The sequence below is a fragment of the Actinoplanes subtropicus genome (assembly GCF_000721705.1).
Lineage (GTDB): Bacteria > Actinomycetota > Actinomycetes > Mycobacteriales > Micromonosporaceae > Actinoplanes > Actinoplanes subtropicus.
Map to the genome: position 1 here is coordinate 110266 of NZ_JOJL01000015.1, position 15484 is coordinate 125749.

At 72.0% G+C, this 15484-nt stretch carries 16 protein-coding genes and 1 pseudogene; 9 read left to right on the plus strand and 8 right to left on the minus strand.

The window, feature by feature from the left end:
- Positions 1-31: 31 nt before the first annotated feature.
- Genes IH26_RS0121595 through IH26_RS0121605 form a run of 3 tightly spaced genes read right to left on the minus strand, consistent with a single transcriptional unit; the run spans position 32 to position 2509 of the window.
- Positions 32-460, minus strand: coding sequence for a nitroreductase/quinone reductase family protein (locus tag IH26_RS0121595; RefSeq protein WP_030438039.1), 429 nt, complete (start codon positions 458-460; stop codon positions 32-34).
- Positions 461-467: 7 nt separating this feature from the next.
- The gene (locus tag IH26_RS0121600) at positions 468-2021 is read right to left on the minus strand and encodes a glycoside hydrolase family 13 protein (protein ID WP_030438040.1); all 1554 of its coding nucleotides are present in this window, start codon (positions 2019-2021) and stop codon (positions 468-470) included.
- The gene (locus IH26_RS0121605; RefSeq protein ID WP_030438041.1) at positions 2018-2509 is read right to left on the minus strand and encodes a MarR family transcriptional regulator; all 492 of its coding nucleotides are present in this window, start codon (positions 2507-2509) and stop codon (positions 2018-2020) included. Before IH26_RS0121605 ends, IH26_RS0121600 begins: the two co-directional genes overlap by 4 nt.
- Positions 2510-2594: 85 nt before the next feature.
- On the opposite strand from IH26_RS0121605, the gene IH26_RS0121610 reads away from it, so the two are divergent.
- Entirely contained in the window at positions 2595-3170 is a 576-nt protein-coding gene (locus IH26_RS0121610) for an NADPH-dependent F420 reductase (protein ID WP_030438042.1), read from the plus strand.
- Here the strand turns inward: IH26_RS0121610 and IH26_RS0121615 are convergent.
- Together IH26_RS0121615 and IH26_RS0121620 are read right to left on the minus strand one after the other, a co-directional pair.
- Positions 3160-4044 carry a DUF6910 family protein gene (locus tag IH26_RS0121615; protein ID WP_030438043.1) on the minus strand — a complete coding sequence of 295 codons (885 nt, stop codon included), beginning with the start codon at positions 4042-4044 and terminating at the stop codon, positions 3160-3162. The two genes, IH26_RS0121610 and IH26_RS0121615, sit on opposite strands and share 11 nt — an antisense overlap.
- A gap of 21 nt (positions 4045-4065) precedes the next feature.
- Positions 4066-5049 (minus strand): hypothetical protein, encoded by a 984-nt coding sequence (locus IH26_RS0121620; RefSeq protein WP_030438044.1) that lies wholly within the window; start codon positions 5047-5049, stop codon positions 4066-4068.
- 89 nt (positions 5050-5138) lie between these two features.
- On the opposite strand from IH26_RS0121620, the gene IH26_RS0121625 reads away from it, so the two are divergent.
- From IH26_RS0121625 to IH26_RS0121645, 6 genes and pseudogenes are all read left to right on the plus strand, one after another.
- Positions 5139-6017, plus strand: a complete 879-nt coding sequence (locus IH26_RS0121625; RefSeq protein WP_157437305.1) for a hypothetical protein — start codon at positions 5139-5141, stop codon at positions 6015-6017.
- A gap of 105 nt (positions 6018-6122) precedes the next feature.
- Positions 6123-6968 carry a hypothetical protein gene (locus tag IH26_RS53785; protein ID WP_051808371.1) on the plus strand — a complete coding sequence of 282 codons (846 nt, stop codon included), beginning with the start codon at positions 6123-6125 and terminating at the stop codon, positions 6966-6968.
- Between the two features lie 270 nt (positions 6969-7238).
- Positions 7239-7505: pseudogene (locus tag IH26_RS64545) on the plus strand (Clp protease N-terminal domain-containing protein); the annotation flags it as partial.
- Between the two features lie 130 nt (positions 7506-7635).
- A complete protein-coding gene (locus tag IH26_RS63000; protein WP_051808372.1) occupies positions 7636-8430 on the plus strand; it encodes a serine hydrolase domain-containing protein in 795 nt (264 codons plus the stop codon).
- Entirely contained in the window at positions 8412-8570 is a 159-nt protein-coding gene (locus IH26_RS59920) for a hypothetical protein (protein WP_157437307.1), read from the plus strand. Before IH26_RS63000 ends, IH26_RS59920 begins: the two co-directional genes overlap by 19 nt.
- A gap of 176 nt (positions 8571-8746) precedes the next feature.
- Complete coding sequence (locus IH26_RS0121645) at positions 8747-12832, plus strand: beta-galactosidase (RefSeq protein ID WP_169789791.1); 4086 nt, start codon at positions 8747-8749, stop codon at positions 12830-12832.
- 61 nt (positions 12833-12893) lie between these two features.
- On the opposite strand, the gene IH26_RS0121650 is transcribed toward IH26_RS0121645, so the two are convergent.
- Positions 12894-13490, minus strand: a complete 597-nt coding sequence (locus tag IH26_RS0121650) for a hypothetical protein (protein ID WP_030438049.1) — start codon at positions 13488-13490, stop codon at positions 12894-12896.
- Complete coding sequence (locus tag IH26_RS0121655; protein WP_030438050.1) at positions 13487-14359, minus strand: ATP-binding cassette domain-containing protein; 873 nt, start codon at positions 14357-14359, stop codon at positions 13487-13489. The genes IH26_RS0121650 and IH26_RS0121655 overlap by 4 nt, the downstream gene beginning before the upstream one ends.
- Before the next feature lie 101 nt (positions 14360-14460).
- Between IH26_RS0121655 and IH26_RS0121660 the strand changes: the two genes are divergently transcribed.
- Both IH26_RS0121660 and IH26_RS0121665 read left to right on the plus strand, forming a co-directional pair.
- Positions 14461-14643, plus strand: a complete 183-nt coding sequence (locus tag IH26_RS0121660; protein WP_030438051.1) for a hypothetical protein — start codon at positions 14461-14463, stop codon at positions 14641-14643.
- Between the two features lie 31 nt (positions 14644-14674).
- Positions 14675-15148, plus strand: coding sequence for a nitroreductase family deazaflavin-dependent oxidoreductase (locus tag IH26_RS0121665; RefSeq protein ID WP_245665356.1), 474 nt, complete (start codon positions 14675-14677; stop codon positions 15146-15148).
- A 15-nt stretch (positions 15149-15163) separates the two neighbouring features.
- Here IH26_RS0121665 and IH26_RS0121670 read toward each other — a convergent pair.
- On the minus strand, positions 15164-15484 hold a 321-nt coding region (locus IH26_RS0121670; RefSeq protein WP_169789792.1), incomplete at its 5' end, for a sensor histidine kinase.

Here is a 15484-nt window from a genome sequence, read left to right on the forward strand (position 1 = left end):
CAGTCCCCGCACCGATTCGCCGCGCAATTCGTTACTGATCAGTAGCGAATTGCCCGGAACGGATCAGCTCGACGACCGGGATCTCGCGGCCGGCCTTCGCCTCGTGGTCGGCGAAGAACGGGTAGGCCGCCTTGATCTCGGCCCACGCCCGCTCACGGTCGGCGCCCGTCAGCGCGGTGGCGGTCGCCCGGTAGGCGTGGTCGCCGACCTCCACCCGCACCTCCGGATGGGCGACCAGATTGCGATACCAGTCCGGGTCGCGCGGCGCGCCCGCGTTCGAGGCGATCACCAGCAGGCGGCCGTCGCCGTCGCGGTGGAACATCATCGGCGTGGTGTGCGGACGGCCGCTCCGGGCGCCCGTCGTGGTGAGCAGCAGCAGCCGCTCGCGGTGCATGCCGTCGATCTCGCCGCCGGCCCGGAACTGCTCGATGACCCGCTTGTTGATCTCGCTGACGTCCATCTGTGCATTATTCCTGGAACCAGGCCGCGGCCTCGCCCGGAAGCCGGCCCTCCGGGGTCAGCGGGGCGCTCGACAACAGCCGGGTGAGGCCGTCGGGGACCGCCGCCGGGTCGGGGCCGGTGTTGACGACACAAACCACATTTCCCGGCGTACGCCGGAAGCAGAGCACCGCCGGGTCCCCGCCGTCGAGCCACTCCAGCCCGCCGTCCCCCAGGTGCTCCCGCCGCAGCGCCAGCGCCGCCCGGTACAGCCACAGCATCGAACCCGGCTCGTGCTGCTCGGCCTCGACCGTCCGATTCGCCCACGAGGCCGGCTGCGGCAGCCACGGGGGCTGGGCCGCGCCGGGCGGGCTGAAGCCGAACGGCGGGGACTGGCCGGACCACGGGATCGGCACGCGGCAGCCGTCGCGGCCGCGCTCGGCCCCACCCGTACGCAAGAAGTTGGGGTCTTGTCGTTTTTCGTCCGGAATATCGAAGACCTCTTCCAGACCGAGCTCCTCGCCCTGGTAGAGGTAGGCGCCGCCGGGCAGGGCGAGCATCAGCAGCGCCGCCGCCCGGGCCCGCCGCCGGCCAACCGCTCCCCCGCCGTAACGGCTCGCGTGCCGGACCACGTCGTGGTTGGACAGCACCCAGGTCGCCGGCGCGCCGACCGCGGACAGGCCCGCGAGGGTGTCGTCGATCGCCTTCCGGAACGCGGCCGCGTCCCACGGGGCGACCAGGAAGGCGAAGTTGAACGCCGTGTGCAGCTCATCGGGCCGCAGGTACAGCCGGAGCCGGTCGAAGTCGTAGACCCACGCCTCGGCCACGGTGACCCGGTCGCCCGCGTACTCGTCGACGACCCGCCGCCAGCCGCGCCAGATCTCGTGCACCTCGTCCTGGTCCCAGAACGGGTGGCCGGGCTGCGCCACGTGCACCGGCAGCTCGGGGTCGAGGTCGTCCGGCAGCTCGCGCAGCGCCGGGTCCTTGCGCAGGCCGTGCGCCACGTCGATGCGGAAGCCGTCCACGCCCCGGTCCAGCCAGAACCGCAGGATGCTCTCGAACTCGGCGACCACCTCGGGATTGGTCCAGTCGAGATCGGGCTGCTCGGCGTCGAAGAGATGCAGGTACCACTGGCCGTCGGCGACCTGGGTCCACGCGGAGCCGCCGAAGACCGACTGCCAGCCGTTGGGCTGGTCGCGGAAGAGGTAGCGGGCCCGCGCCGCCTTGTCGCCGGCCAGAGCCGCCCGGAACCACGGGTGCGCCGACGAGGTGTGGTTGGGCACCAGGTCGACCACCACGCGCAGGCCCAGTTCGTGCGCGCGGGCGAGCAGCGCGTCGGCGTCGGCGAGGGTGCCGAAGAGCGGGTCGACGTCGCGGTGGTCGGCCACGTCGTAGCCGGCGTCGGCCTGCGGCGAGGGGTAGAACGGGTTCAGCCAGATCGCATCGACCCCGAGATCCTTGAGGTACGGCAGGCGGGACAGCACGCCGGGCAGGTCGCCCACGCCGTCGCCGTCCGAGTCGGCGAAGCTGCGCGGGTAGACCTGGTAGATCACGGCGTCCCGCCACCACTGTCCGGTCGTCATCGGTCATACCTCTCGTAGATCGCCGAGCGAGCGCCGTCCGGGTCGAGCCGGTGCAGCACGGCGTCGGCGATCCGGCCGAGCTGCGCCACCTGCTCCGGGGTGAGCGCGTCGATCACGTATTCCCGGACGGTGGCGACGTGCCCCGGCGCGCTCTCCTCCACCTTGGCCCAGCCGGCCGCGGTCAGCCGGGCGTTCGTCGCGCGCCGATCCTCCGGGCAGGGGAAGCGTTCGATCAGGCCGCGCGACTCGAGCCGCTGCACCACGTGCGAGAGCCGGGCCAGGGTGGCGGTGGTCCGCTCGGCCAGGGCGGTCATCCGCAGGGTGCGGCCGGGCGCCTCGGAGAGCATCGCGAGCACGTAGTAATCGAAGTGCGTGAGCTGGGCGTCCCGCCGCAACTGGGCGTCCAGCGCCGCGGGCAGCAGCTCCAGGACGGCGGCCAGTCGCACCCAGGCCGCCATCTCCCCCGTGTCGAGCCATCGCGTATCCACGATCACATTCTGACAGGCGCATTGGTTGTTGCTACAACCCCTCGCGCGATGCGATAGTTGTTGCTACAACCAACTGGAGGTCATCATGGCGCACATCAGCATCATCGGCACCGGCACCATGGGTCAGGCGATCGCCGGCATCGCGGCCAAGGGCGGCCACACCGTCGAGCTGCTCAACACCTCGACCGCGGCGCAGCCGGCCACCGGCGAGATCGTGGTGCTCGCGGTGCCGTACCCGGCGCTCGCCACCGTGCTCGGCGAGCGCGCCGGCCAGCTGGCCGGCAAGGTCGTCGTCGACCTGACCAACCCGGTCGACTTCGCCACCTTCGACGGCCTGACCGTCCCGGCCGACAGCTCGGCCGCCGCCGAGGTCGCCGCGGCGGTGCCCACCGCGCGCGTGGTCAAGGCCTTCAACACCAACTTCGGCGCCACCCTGGCCTCCGGCAGCATCGGCGAGAACACCACCACCGTGCTGATCGCCGGCGACGACCCGGACGCCAAGGCCCTGCTGGCCGGCGTGGTCGCCGCGGCCGGCCTCAAGGCGGTCGACGCCGGGTCGCTCAAGCGGGCCCGCGAGCTCGAGGCCCTCGCCTTCCTGCAGATGACCCTCGCGGCCGGCGAGAAGATCTCCTGGACCGGCGGTTTCGCGCTCACCAACTGACTCGTATCTTGAGCTGCACCGAGGGGGCGGCCGGGTCGTCGGCGTCGACCACCGCGACGACCCGGACCCCGTCCCCGGCCGGTTCCAGCACGGCGAGCCCTTCCACCTTGGGCGCGCCGGGCAGCTCGGCCACCGCCCGTACGCCGAAATCGTCGAGCAGCGCGAGCGCCGCGGCCACCACCGGCCCGTCGTCGATCGCGTTCGGTGTGTCCTCGGCGACGGCGCTGACCAGCACCAGCCCGTCCCCCACCGGGACCGCGTCGGTGATCGCCAGCGCGACGCCGCGAACCCGGCCCAGGTCGTAGTGCCGCACCGGCCCGATCGCGGCAGTCCCCGCCAGCAGCGCGGTCAGGGCAACGTCGGCGCAGACACTCGGCGCGCCCACCGCCACGTTGGCCCGCTGGAACCAGCGCAGCGTGTCGCCGAGGACGCAGGCGCCCTCCAGGTTGAGCTGCTCCTCGGCCAGGCCCATCGCCGCGGCGACCGCCCGATAGACCTCGGAAAGATCCGAGACCTCGAAATACGGCGCGCCCGCCACGTCCAGCCGTAGCAGCGACGACCGCATCCGCGCCGGGGACGAGCCCGAGCCGAGCAGCAGCGCGGCCTCGGCCCCGTCGACCGGTACGGCGCAGGCCGCCTCGAAATCCGGCTTGAGGTGTTTGGTGCCGGCTACCTCGCTGAACACCTCGAGGCCGTCGACCGGTTCGACCACTCGTACCGGATCGATCGTGCCGGCATGCAGCCAGGCCGCGTGGGTGGAGTCGTCCTGCACGACGAGCCAGCCGCCGCCGAACGAGACGATCGCCGAGGCGGCTCGCACCGGCGAGCCGTCCGGGAAGGTCAGCGTCTGCCGCTCCGCCACCACCAGCCGCATGGGGCCATCATCCGCTTTTTCTCACGGTTGCGTGGAGTAGATCAACATGGTCGGTCCCGGCATCGTGGCCATGCACCACCCGTCGACCGGGCAGGAGGCGTACGCCCCGGCCAGGTCCAGGATGTCGTCGATCGTCGCCGGCGACGGCAGATCGTCGCCCGGTGCCCACGAGGTCCCGTTCCAGACCTCGGTCGACGTCTTGTCGAAGCCCAGGCAGAACTTCGCCGACGAGCAGGCCACGCCGTTGAGCAGGATGCCGTACTTGAACGTGCCGTGGGTCCAGGCGCCGCCGGTCCAGATGCCGTAGTGGTCGTGTTCGGCCGCCATGCAGAACGGCCCGGCGGTGCAGCTCAGGTCGACCAGCTGACCGTCCGGGGTGACCGGCGGGGACCACTTGCCGCCCTGCCGGGTGAAGATGGACTTGGCGCCCGCGCCGCAGGTGCCGCCGTCCGGCACGCACGAGAGGGCGACCACGCTGTCGCCGAGGTCCACGTCCGGGCCGGCGGTCCAGCCGGTGCCGTGCCAGGCGCGCAGGTCCGTCGCCTTCGCCGAAGCCGGCCCGGCCACGCAGTACTTCGGGCCGGCACAGGCGAGCGTCTTGATGCCGAGCGGCCAGGCGACGTGCGGGGTCGCCGTCCAGCCGTGCCCGTCGAAGACGTACGCCTGCTTGTCGTCGGAGGCCATGCAGAAGGTCTTCGAGGAACAGGCGATGTGCGCCTCGAAGTCACCCTGGGGCGCGAATCGCGTGGGGCCGGTCCACGCGGTGCCGCTCCAGGTCCACGTCATGCCGGTCTCGTCGACGGCGGCGCAGAAGTCCTTGGCAGTACAGGAGAGGTGGATCCGATCGCCCTTTTTGGGCAGTCCGGGGAGGGCCACCGGATGAGCGGACAGGTCGATGGTCGGCCCGGCCGAGCTGGTGGCCGGGGCCGGCACCGGCGTGGTGCTCGAACAGCCGGCGAGGGTGAGGAGACCGACGAGGGTGAGTGCGGCAATTGATCGATACACCGGGCGACGGTACAACCGGGCGACAAGGGGAACCGGCGGCGGGCCGCCGGCGTCGAAGCCGTCGGAAGACGACGAGCGGGGGTGCTTCGGTGGTGCGGTGGCGTGGTGCGGTGGCGATGATCGGTGTGCTGGCGCTGGCGGCGTGTGCCGCTCCGCGGTCTGACGCGCCGGGCCCGTCGGGCTCGGCACCGGTCACCAGGCTGGGCCATCAACGGCCCAGCGATCTGGTCGGCCTGTGGCGGGTGCAGGCGCGGGGCGAGGAGGCCGGCGCGATCCTGCGGCTCGGCCAGGATCTGTCGATCTGGCGGCGCTGCGACGACCTGTTCGGCGAGTGGGCGGCCGACGCCGCGGGTGGGTTCCTCGGCGAGACGAACGGCTACTCGTACGAGTGCGGCGGCCCCAAGGTGACGGCCCCTCCGAAGCCGGAGTTCCCGACGCCGGCGCCGGCGGACTGGTTGCTGCGGGCCGTCGCGTACCGGGTGGACGGCGCGAACCGGTTGCTGCTCGACGACCAGGGCGGCATCGTCGCCCGGCTGACTCCCTCGGGCGAGCCCAGCGCACGCCACGTCGTCGTGCCGGAACTGTACGCCAGGCCGGTGCTGGACGACGCGTTGCGGCGTCAGCTCGCTCCGGCACCCGCGCTACCGGCGAAGTTGCGCCCGGCCACCGCCGGTGAGCTCGTCGGCACGTGGCGGCCGGCGGTCGCCGGCGCCAACCCGAGGCAGTACGTGACGATAAAGGCCGATCGCAGCTGGGAAGCATCGGACGGCTGCAACGGCCAAGAGGGCCGGTGGATAGTCGACGAGCCGGGCGCGGTGCTGACGATCGGGGGCGGCTCCACCGCGGTCGGCTGCGCCGGCCAGGACAAGGCGCCGCGGTTCGGCCTTGCCCGCGGAGCCGGGTTCGACGGCACGACGCTGGTGCTCATCGACGCGCAGGGCAAGGAGGTCGGCCGCCTCGAGCGATGAAGATCCCGCTCGCCGCCGACGCTGGTGCGTGCGATGCAGTGCTGCTGGCCAGAGCCGGTTGAGACGTGCCCGTCGATGATCGCGATGTGTGTTGAACTGGATGGCATGCAGATGCGTCCAGCGGAACTGGCGGCGATCCGGGCCGGCGATGTCGACGTGGCGTTCCGCCGGTGGGAGCGGCCCCGGATCAAGGTCGGCACCCGGATGCGCACCGCGGTCGGACTGGTCGAGGTGACGTCCGTCGACCGCGTGCCGGTCAATTCGCTGACCGCCGCGGACGCCCGCCGGGCAGGCGCGGCCTCGCTGGCGGCGCTCCGGCAGGGGCTGGACCGCCTGCACCCCGACCGGCCGGTCTACCGGATCGGGCTGCGGTACGCCGGCGTCGACCCGCGGCAGGCGCTGCGGGAGGCGGTGCCCGACGCCGCGGAGATCGACGCGATCGGCGCGTGGCTCGACCGGCTCGACCGGGCCTCGCCGGCCGGGCCGTGGACCCGGGCGACGCTGCTGCTGATCGACGAACTGCCGGCCACCCGGGCACCCGACCTCGCCCGGCGGATGGGCCGCGACACCCCCTCGTTCAAACAGAACGTGCGCAAGCTGAAGGAGCGCGGCCTGACCGAGTCGCTGGACATCGGCTACCGACTCGCACCGCGCGGCGCCGCCGTACTGGACCACGAGGGTCATCCCCGGATCGCCCGGGACCGGCCCGCACCGGAGCCCGGCACCCCGCTGCCACACCTCGGCGCCGCCGCCACCCGTGCGCTCACCGCGCGCGGCGTGGTCCGGCTCGAGCAGGTGGCCAGACTCACCGCCGGCGAGGTGCAGGCACTGCACGGGGTCGGCCCCTACGCCATACGCCATCTGCGCGCGGCGCTGGACGCGGCCGGGCTGACCTTCCGCGACGACCCTGGCACCTCGGCGGTCTCAGGGTCGGCGAGCATCGGATCGTAGGGACCGCAGAGCCGGCAGGTCGGCGTCGCCGAGCGGATCGCCGGTGAGCTCGACGTGCTCGGCGACAGCCTGGTCGGCTTCTTCGTGGAACTGGCCCGCGCCGAGGGATATTCGTGGGCCGACATCGGGGCGCCACGCGGTCTGACCCGGCAGGGTGCGCAGCGGCGATATGCACCGTTGATCGCGCAGCTGACCGTCGATGATCTGATCCGCGCCGGCGTCCTGCAGCCGTTCGACGAAGGTGCGCTCGGCTGCCTGCGCGACGCCGAGATGCGCGCGAGCCGGCTCGGCCACGACGCGGTCGACAGTGGTGATCTCCTGGTTGCGGTCCTCGACGACCCGGCCGGGTTGGCCGGCGCCGTCATCCGCGCGCTCGGCGCCGATCCGTCGGCCGTTCGCGCCGCCTTCGAGCCGGAGCCCGACGACGATCGGCCGGACGCGGCGGCCGGCGACGCGCGACCGCCGGTCGGCCCGGAGGTCCGCCGGCCGATCGACGGTGCGGCCGCCGAGGCAAGCGGGCACAGCGTCGCGGCGGCGCACCTGTTCATCGCGCTCCTCCGTACGCCCGGCAGCCGTGCCGGCCGGGTACTCACGACACATGGCGTCACCAGGCCGGCCGCGCTCGCTCAGGCGCTCCGGCTGGCCGGCCGCCCGGCCGGGACCCGCCATGATCGCCTTTCAGCAGGTCACCGACGCGCTGGAAGCCCTGCCGACCACGGCCTTCCTCGTGCTCGACCGGGGCCAGGTCGTGTTCGACCACGGCGCGACGACCGCCCCGGGCTGGCTGGCCTCCGCGCGCAAGAGCGTCCTGTCCGTCCTCTACGGATCGGCGGTCGCCGACGGAACCATCCGGCTCGGCGCGACCCTCGGCGAATCCGGCATCGATGACATCGGCGGGCTGCTGCCGCCGGAACATCGCGCGACGGTGCGCGACCTGCTGACGTCGAGCTCCGGCGTCTATCACCCGCCGGCAACCGTGGCCGGCCCCGAGGAGGATGCGCCGGCGCGCGGCTCACAGCCGCCGGGCGCGCTTCTCCACTACATCAACTGGGACTTCAATGCCCGCGGCACGATCTTCCAGCGGTGCACCGGGCGGTCCGTCTTCGCCGCGCTGGCCGAGGACCTGGCCGCACCGCTCGGCTTCGACGACTTCGATCCGGGCCGCCAGCGACTGCTCGGCCGGCCCGACGTGTCCGAGCACCTCGCGCACCACTTCTTCCTCTCCGCCCGCGACCTCGCGCGGGTCGGCGCGATGATGCTGCGGAACGGGCAGTGGGGCGGCCGGCAGGTGGTGCCGGCGTCGTGGGTGGCCGAGAGCACGTCGGTCCAGGTCGATCGCGGCGACGGAGTTCAGCTCGACTACGGCTACTGCTGGTGGCTGCCGCGGCTGTTGGGGCGCGGTTCCTTCGGGCGATCGGCAACTTCGGCCAGCACCTTCTGTGCGTGCCGCCCGGGCTGGTGATCGTGCACCTACGGGCGGTGCCCGACGACATCGTTCTCGCCCGTTCCCAGGGCGTGCAGCCGCCGGCCACGATCGACTCGGTGAGTCCCCAGCAGTTCGTGAAGGTGGTACGAGCGGTGTTGGCCGCGCGTCGACCCTGACGGCGGGAAGCGCCGGCTGTCGGGATTGGACGGTCCGGCGACATCGGCCGGCAACAGTCCGGAAATCCTGTACAGCATTGATCTCGAAAGATATCGTTCGGCTCTGTCGATATGTGTGCGGTCGCACACGGTGGATGGAGGCGGCGTTGAGACGACCAGGTTTCGTCAAACGATGGATGCGGGCACTGGTAGGTGCGGCCCTTGTCGCCGTGATGGCGCCGGCCCCGGCCGTCGCCGCGTCGCCTCCGGCGGCCGCGGCGCGGGCGGCGGGTCCGCCGGCGCACACCGTGACGTTCGACGGCTACTCGTTCCTGGTCGACGGGCAGCGGACCTACCTGTGGTCCGGCGAATTCCACTATTTCCGGCTGCCCAGCCCCAGCCTCTGGCTGGACATCTTCCAGAAGATGAAGGCGGCCGGCTTCAACGCCACCTCGCTCTACTTCGACTGGGGCTACCACTCCCCCGCACCCGGCGTCTACGACTTCACCGGCGTACGCGACGTCGACCGGCTGCTCGACCTGGCGCAGCAGGCCGGCCTCTACGTGATCGCGCGGCCGGCGCCGTACATCAACGCCGAGGTGGACGGCGGCGGCCTGCCGACCTGGCTGACCACCAAGGACGAACAGAATCGCACGAATGACCCCAAGTTCCTGGCGTACGCCGATGAGTGGCTCGGCCGGATCGACAAGATCCTGGCCCGCCATCAGCTGACCAACGGCACCGGAACGGTCATCGCCTACCAGGTCGAGAACGAGTACTACAACGGCAACGCGGCCAGCCGGCAGTACATGCAGCACCTGGAGGACAAGGCCCGGGCGGACGGCATCACCGTGCCGCTCACCGGCAACAACAACGGGACGTTCAACTCCGGGGTGGGCGCTCTCGACGTCGACGGCCCGGACTCGTACCCGCAAGGGTTTGATTGCTCGAACCCGGCCAGGTGGAGCGGCGTCCCGGACATCAGCTACGACCACCCGGCCGGTCGGCCGCTCTACACCCCGGAGTTCCAGGGCGGCGCCTTCGACCCGTGGGGCGGCCCCGGGTACGACAAGTGCGCGCAGCTGATCAACGACCAGTTCGCGAACGTCTTCTACAAGAACAACATCGCGGTCGGGGCGACCGCGCAGAGCTTCTACATGACCTACGGCGGCACCAACTGGGGCTGGCTGGGCATGCCGGAGAACTACACCTCGTACGACTACGGCGCGGCTGTCCGGGAGACCCGGCAGCTGGATCCGAAGTACTACCAGGACAAGCTGATCGGCTACCTGACCCAGTCGATGCCCGATCTCACCAAGACCGACCGGATCCCGGTGACCGCGCCGGACGACCAGGCGATCGCCGACACCGCCCGGCGCAACCCGGACACCGGCGCCCAGTTCCATGTGCTGCGGCACAACGACTCGACCTCGACCGCGCTCGGCCGCACCCACATCTCGATCGACTTCAACGCCCGGGCCAGCACGTCCTACACCTACGACGATGCCGACCCGGCGCTGCAGTACACCGGGACCTGGTCGCACGTGTCGAACCAGAGCTACACCGGCACCGACTACAAGAACTCGGAGTCGTTCTCCCGCACCGCCGGCGACACGCTCGGTGTCGACTTCACCGGCACCGCGATCCGCTGGATCGGCTCCAGGACCAACAACCACGGCAACGCCGACGTCTACCTCGACGGGGTGAAGCAGGCGACCGTCGACTGCTCGGGCAACGCCGCCCAGGCCGTGCTGTTCCAGGCGACCGGACTGGCCGCCGGGGCGCACACCCTGAAGATCGTGGTGGACGGCACGCACGGCGGTGGCTCGACCGACAACTTCGTCTCGATCGACGCGATCGACCTGCCGCCGGCCGTGACCACCACCGAGGCGGTCTACCCGACGGTGCCGCAGAAGGCGGGCACCGCGATCACCCTGAACGGCCGCGAGTCGGACATCATCGTGGCCGACGCCAAGCTGGGCGACACCCAACTGCAGTACTCCACCTCGGAACTGCTCACCCACGCCCGGATCGGCTCGCGCGACGTGGCCGTCCTCTACGGCGACCCGGGAACCGACGGCGAGACCGTGCTCCGCTTCCCGACGCAGCCCAAAGTCCAGGTGACCGGCGGAACCGTCGAGCAGACCTGGGACACGACCACCGGCGACCTGCGGCTCAACTACACGCACGGCGGCCTGGCCCGGGTGCTGGTCACGCCGCAGGGCGGGCGGCCGCTGCTGCTCCTGCTGGCCGACAAGGCCACCGCCGAGACGTTCTGGCAGCAGGACACCGCCGCCGGGCCGGTCCTGGTCCGCGGCAGCCATCTGGTGCGGACCGCCGCCAGCCGGGCCGGCGGCCGGGCGCTCGCCCTGACCGGCGACAACGGCACCGACCCGGCCATCGAGGTCTTCACCTCGGCGGCGGCGGTGACCTGGAACGGCCGGCCGGTGTCGCTGCGCCCCAGCGGGCCGGGCAGCGTGACCGGCGCCATCCGGACCGCCGCGACGGTCGACCTGCCGGCCCTGACCCAGTGGAAGCACCAGGCCGAGTCGCCGGAGGCCCAGCCCGGCTTCGACGACACCAGCTGGCCGGTGGCGGATCACACCAGCACGTTCAGCTCCACCGGGCCGGGCACCCTGCCGATCCTGTACGCCGACGACTACGGCTTCCACACCGGTAGCACCTGGTACCGCGGCCGGTTCGCCACCTCGGCCGGGATCACCGGCGTTCACCTGATCTCCGACTCCGGTGGCGGCGCCCAGGCGTTCTCGGTCTGGCTCAACGGTGTCTTCGTGGGCAGCTCCACCACCGGCAGCGGCGACCTCACCTTCCCCGCGGGGGCGCTGCGGGCCGGCGGCGACAACGTCGTCTCGGTGCTGACCGTGAACATGGGACACGAGGAGGACTACTTCTCGTCCAACGGCAACAAGGCGGCCCGCGGCCTCACCGGGGCCTCGCTGATCGGGGCGCCGGCGACCCCGATCACCTGGCGGCTGCAGGGCGTGCGCGGCGGGGAGCAGGAAATCGACCCGGTACGCGGCCCGCTGTCCACCGGCGGCCTCTACGGCGAGCGTGCCGGCTGGTCACTGCCCGGCTTCGACGACCGTACGTGGTCGAAGACGACGCTGCCGAACAGGGACACCACCCCCGGCGTCTCCTGGTACCGCACCACCGCCGACCTGCGCCTGCCGGCGGACCAGGACACCTCGGTCGGACTCACGATCACCGACGACCCGGCGCACCGCTACCGCGCCGAGTTGTACGTCAACGGCTGGATGATCGGCAACTACGTCAACTACCTCGGGCCGCAGCACAGCTTCCCGATCCCGAACGGGATCCTGCGCACCGACGGACGGAACTCGATCGCGATCGCGGTGTGGAACCTGGACGGCAGCACCGGCGGCCTCGGCACCGTCTCGCTGACCGACTATGGGAGCTACCAGTCGTCCCTGCGGGTCGCTCCCGTCCGCAGCCCGTCCTACGACCCGCACAAGTACGCGATGCCGGCCGCCCCGGTGGTCCACGTCGGCCTGCAAGCCCCGGCCGCCGTCCAGCCCGGGACGACCTTCACCGCGACCGCGACGGTCACCACCACGAAGGCGATCACCGACCTGGTGCCGGCGCTGACCGCCCCGGCCGGCTGGACGGTCGGCCCGCCCACGCCCGCCACCGTCAAGTCCCTGCCGGCCCGCCGATCGGCCACCGTCACGTGGCAGGTGACGCCGCCGGACGGCGCGCAGTCCTCGACAGCGGCGCTGGCGGTGGCCGTCGCCTACAAACGCGACGGCCACCACGAAACCGCCCGGGACGAACGGATCGTCGCCGACTACACGGCACCGCCCGCCGGCACCGTCGCGGTCAGCAGCCTGCCGTTCCTCTCCGCCACCAACGGATGGGGCCCGGTCGAACGCGACACCAGCAACGGCGAACAAGCGGCCGGCGACGGCAAGCCGATCACCATCGCCGGGCAGGTGTACGCCAAGGGCCTGGGCACCAACTCGGTCAGCGACGTGGAGGTCTTCCTGGGCGGCAGGTGCACCCGGTTCACCGCCTCGGCCGGCGTCGACGACGAGGAGAAGGGCGCCGGGACGGTCACCTTCACCGTGCTGGCGGACGGCAAGCAGTTGGCCGCCACGCCGGTCCTGAAGGGCGGGCAGGCGGCCACCCCGATCGACGTGGACGTCACCGGCGCCCAGGCACTCGACCTGGTGGTCGGCGACGGCGGCGACGGCAACGGCCAGGACCACGGCGACTGGGCCACCCCCACGCTGACCTGCGGCTGAGGTCGTCGCGGTGGCCGCCCGCACGGGCGGCCACCGCGGCGTTCCAGGACCACCGAACGTTTCAGTGGGAGAGCATGTCCCGGCGGATCATCGCGGCCGCGCCCGCCAGCGCCACCACCGTCCAGCCGGCGAAGATGAACAGCTGCTTCGGGTCGCCGGTCGCCGCGTTCAGGTAGGCGGAGAACGGCAGCGGCGCCCGCAGCTTGCCGAGCAATCCCTCCGCGATCAGCAGCCAGCCGACCGTCCCGGCCATCGCCCACGTCGGCCGCCGCACCACGGTCGCCACCGCGACTCCCATGACCGCGATGAGCGGGGTCATCGCCACGGTCAGCCGCCACTGGGCGGCCTCGTCGGCCACGGTCAGCCCGGACAGCGCCGTCGTCACCGTGGCGACCACCGCGGCCGCCACGCACTGGCCGGCCAGCAGCCGCCAGCGGCGCGGCTCGCCGAGCATCAGCAGCATCGCGGTCCGGTGCTGGTAGTGCTGCCCCGTGGTCAGCACCGCGAGCCCGAAGGCGCCGATCCCGGCGAACAGCGTCCAGAAGTCGGCGCTGTACACCCCGAAGGTCAGGCCCAGCGCGATCGTCGCGGCGATCGACACCCAGCTCGCCCGGATCATCAGCGTGCGGTTCAGCTCGCTGCGTAGCACGGCGATCATCTGGCCGCCGCCAGCTCGAAGAAGATCGCCTCCAGGCTGACCGTCTCCACGGTCAGTTCGTAGATCGGCACCTGGACGGCGAGCGCGATGTCGCCGGCCTGCTCGGCGGTGAGCCCCTCGACGAACAGGGCTGACCCATCCGTCTCGATATAACCGCCATATCCGGTAAAGGCGTCGTAAAGCGTGCGCAGATCGGCGCCGCGCACGCGTAGCCGGGGCGAACCGGTCAGCTGGGCCAGCGGCGCCGCCAGCCGCACCTCCCCGTCGGCGATGATCACCACGTCGTCGACCAGCAACTCCAGCTCGCCGAGCAGGTGGCTGGAGAGCAGCACGGTCCCGCCCGCCTCGGCGTGCGAGCGCAGCAGCCCACGCAGCCAGGCCACGCCGGCCGGGTCCAGGCCGTTGGCCGGCTCGTCCAGGATCAGCACCGGCGGCTCGCCGAGCAGCGCCGTCGCGACCGCCAGCCGCTGCCGCATGCCGAGCGAGTACTCCCCGGTGCGGGTCCGCGCGGCGTCGCCCAGCCCGACGTACTCGAGAACCTGATCGACCCGCGCGCCGTTCGCGCCGGCCAACGGCGCCTGCGTGCGCAGGTGCCCGCGCCCGGTCAGGCCCGGATGCGCCACGCCCTGCTCGAGCACCGCCCCCACCTCGCGCAACGGCCGGCGCAGCTCGCGATAGCGCCGGCCGTTGATCAGCGCCTCGCCGGACGTCGGCCGGGCGAGCCCGAGCAGCAGGCGCAGCGTGGTGGTCTTGCCGGAGCCGTTGAGGCCGAGGAACCCGGTCACCCGCCCGGGCGCGGCCGCGAACGTGACGTCGCGCAGCGCGGCCACCGCGCCGTACGTCTTGCTCAGCCGCCTCGTCTCGATCATGGCGTGATTCTCCCCGCCGCTGTCAAGTCTCGACGGCCGAAAATGTTTCGGCATCCAGGCCATATTGACGAACTTCGACGTCACTGAAAAGGTTTTCGTCCATGCGTAGTCCTCGCGCCATCCTGTCCGCCGTCCGCGCCACGGCACTCGTCCTCATCGGCCCGCCCGCCGCCGCGCGGGCCGCCACCCGGGCGCAGAAGTTCACCTGGAACGCGGACGGCACGCCGAACTTCGGTTCACCGGTCGGTCTGGGCGTAGCGCTTCCCGTACCGTCGGGCGAATAATCGCGACGGGGCGATCAATCGCCGTCGGCCGATGAGAAACGAGGAGATCGCGTTGGGTTTCGAGACCACCCGCGGGGGAACGCGAGGCGGCCGCTCGCCGCGCGGAGCGTTGATGAACTGGGCCAACAGGATGACCGTCAAGCGGATCCGGAAGAACAGCTCGTCCGACACGCTGGTGCTCACCACGGTCGGCCGCAAGAGCGGTGCGGTCCGCGAGACACCGGTCCGCTGGTTCCCCGGCGGCGAGGGCACTTGGCTGATCGTGGCCTCGGCCAACGGCGCGACCCGCAACCCGGCCTGGTATTACAACCTGGCCGCCCAGCCGGAGGTCACCATCGACGTCCAGGGCCGCCGGGTCGCGGTCACCGCCAGCCAGCTGGCCGGGGCCGAGCGGGCCGAGGCGTGGAAGCAGATCACCACGTCCGCCGCCCGGTTCGCCGCCTACCAGGAGAAGACCGACCGGGAGCTGCCGATCCTCCGGCTCACGCCGCGCGCGACCGGCTGACCTCGGTACGCCCGATCACCCGGGACTCAGTTCCCGGGTGATCGGCACGGTGGGCAGGGCGACCCGGAACGTCGCTCCGCGGCCCCGCTCGCTGATCACCTCCACGGACCCCTGATGCGCCCGCACGATCGCCGCCACGATCGCCAAACCCAGCCCCGTCCCGGCCGCCGCCCGATCCGTCCGCCGGGTCCGCGCCTCGTCCACCCGGTAGAAGCGCTCGAAGACCCGCTCCTTCTGCTCCTCCGACAGGCCCGGCCCGGTATCCGAGATCTCCACCACCGCCCGGTTGCCCTTGATCTCCCGCTCCGGCGCCATCGCCTCGGCCGCCTGCACCGC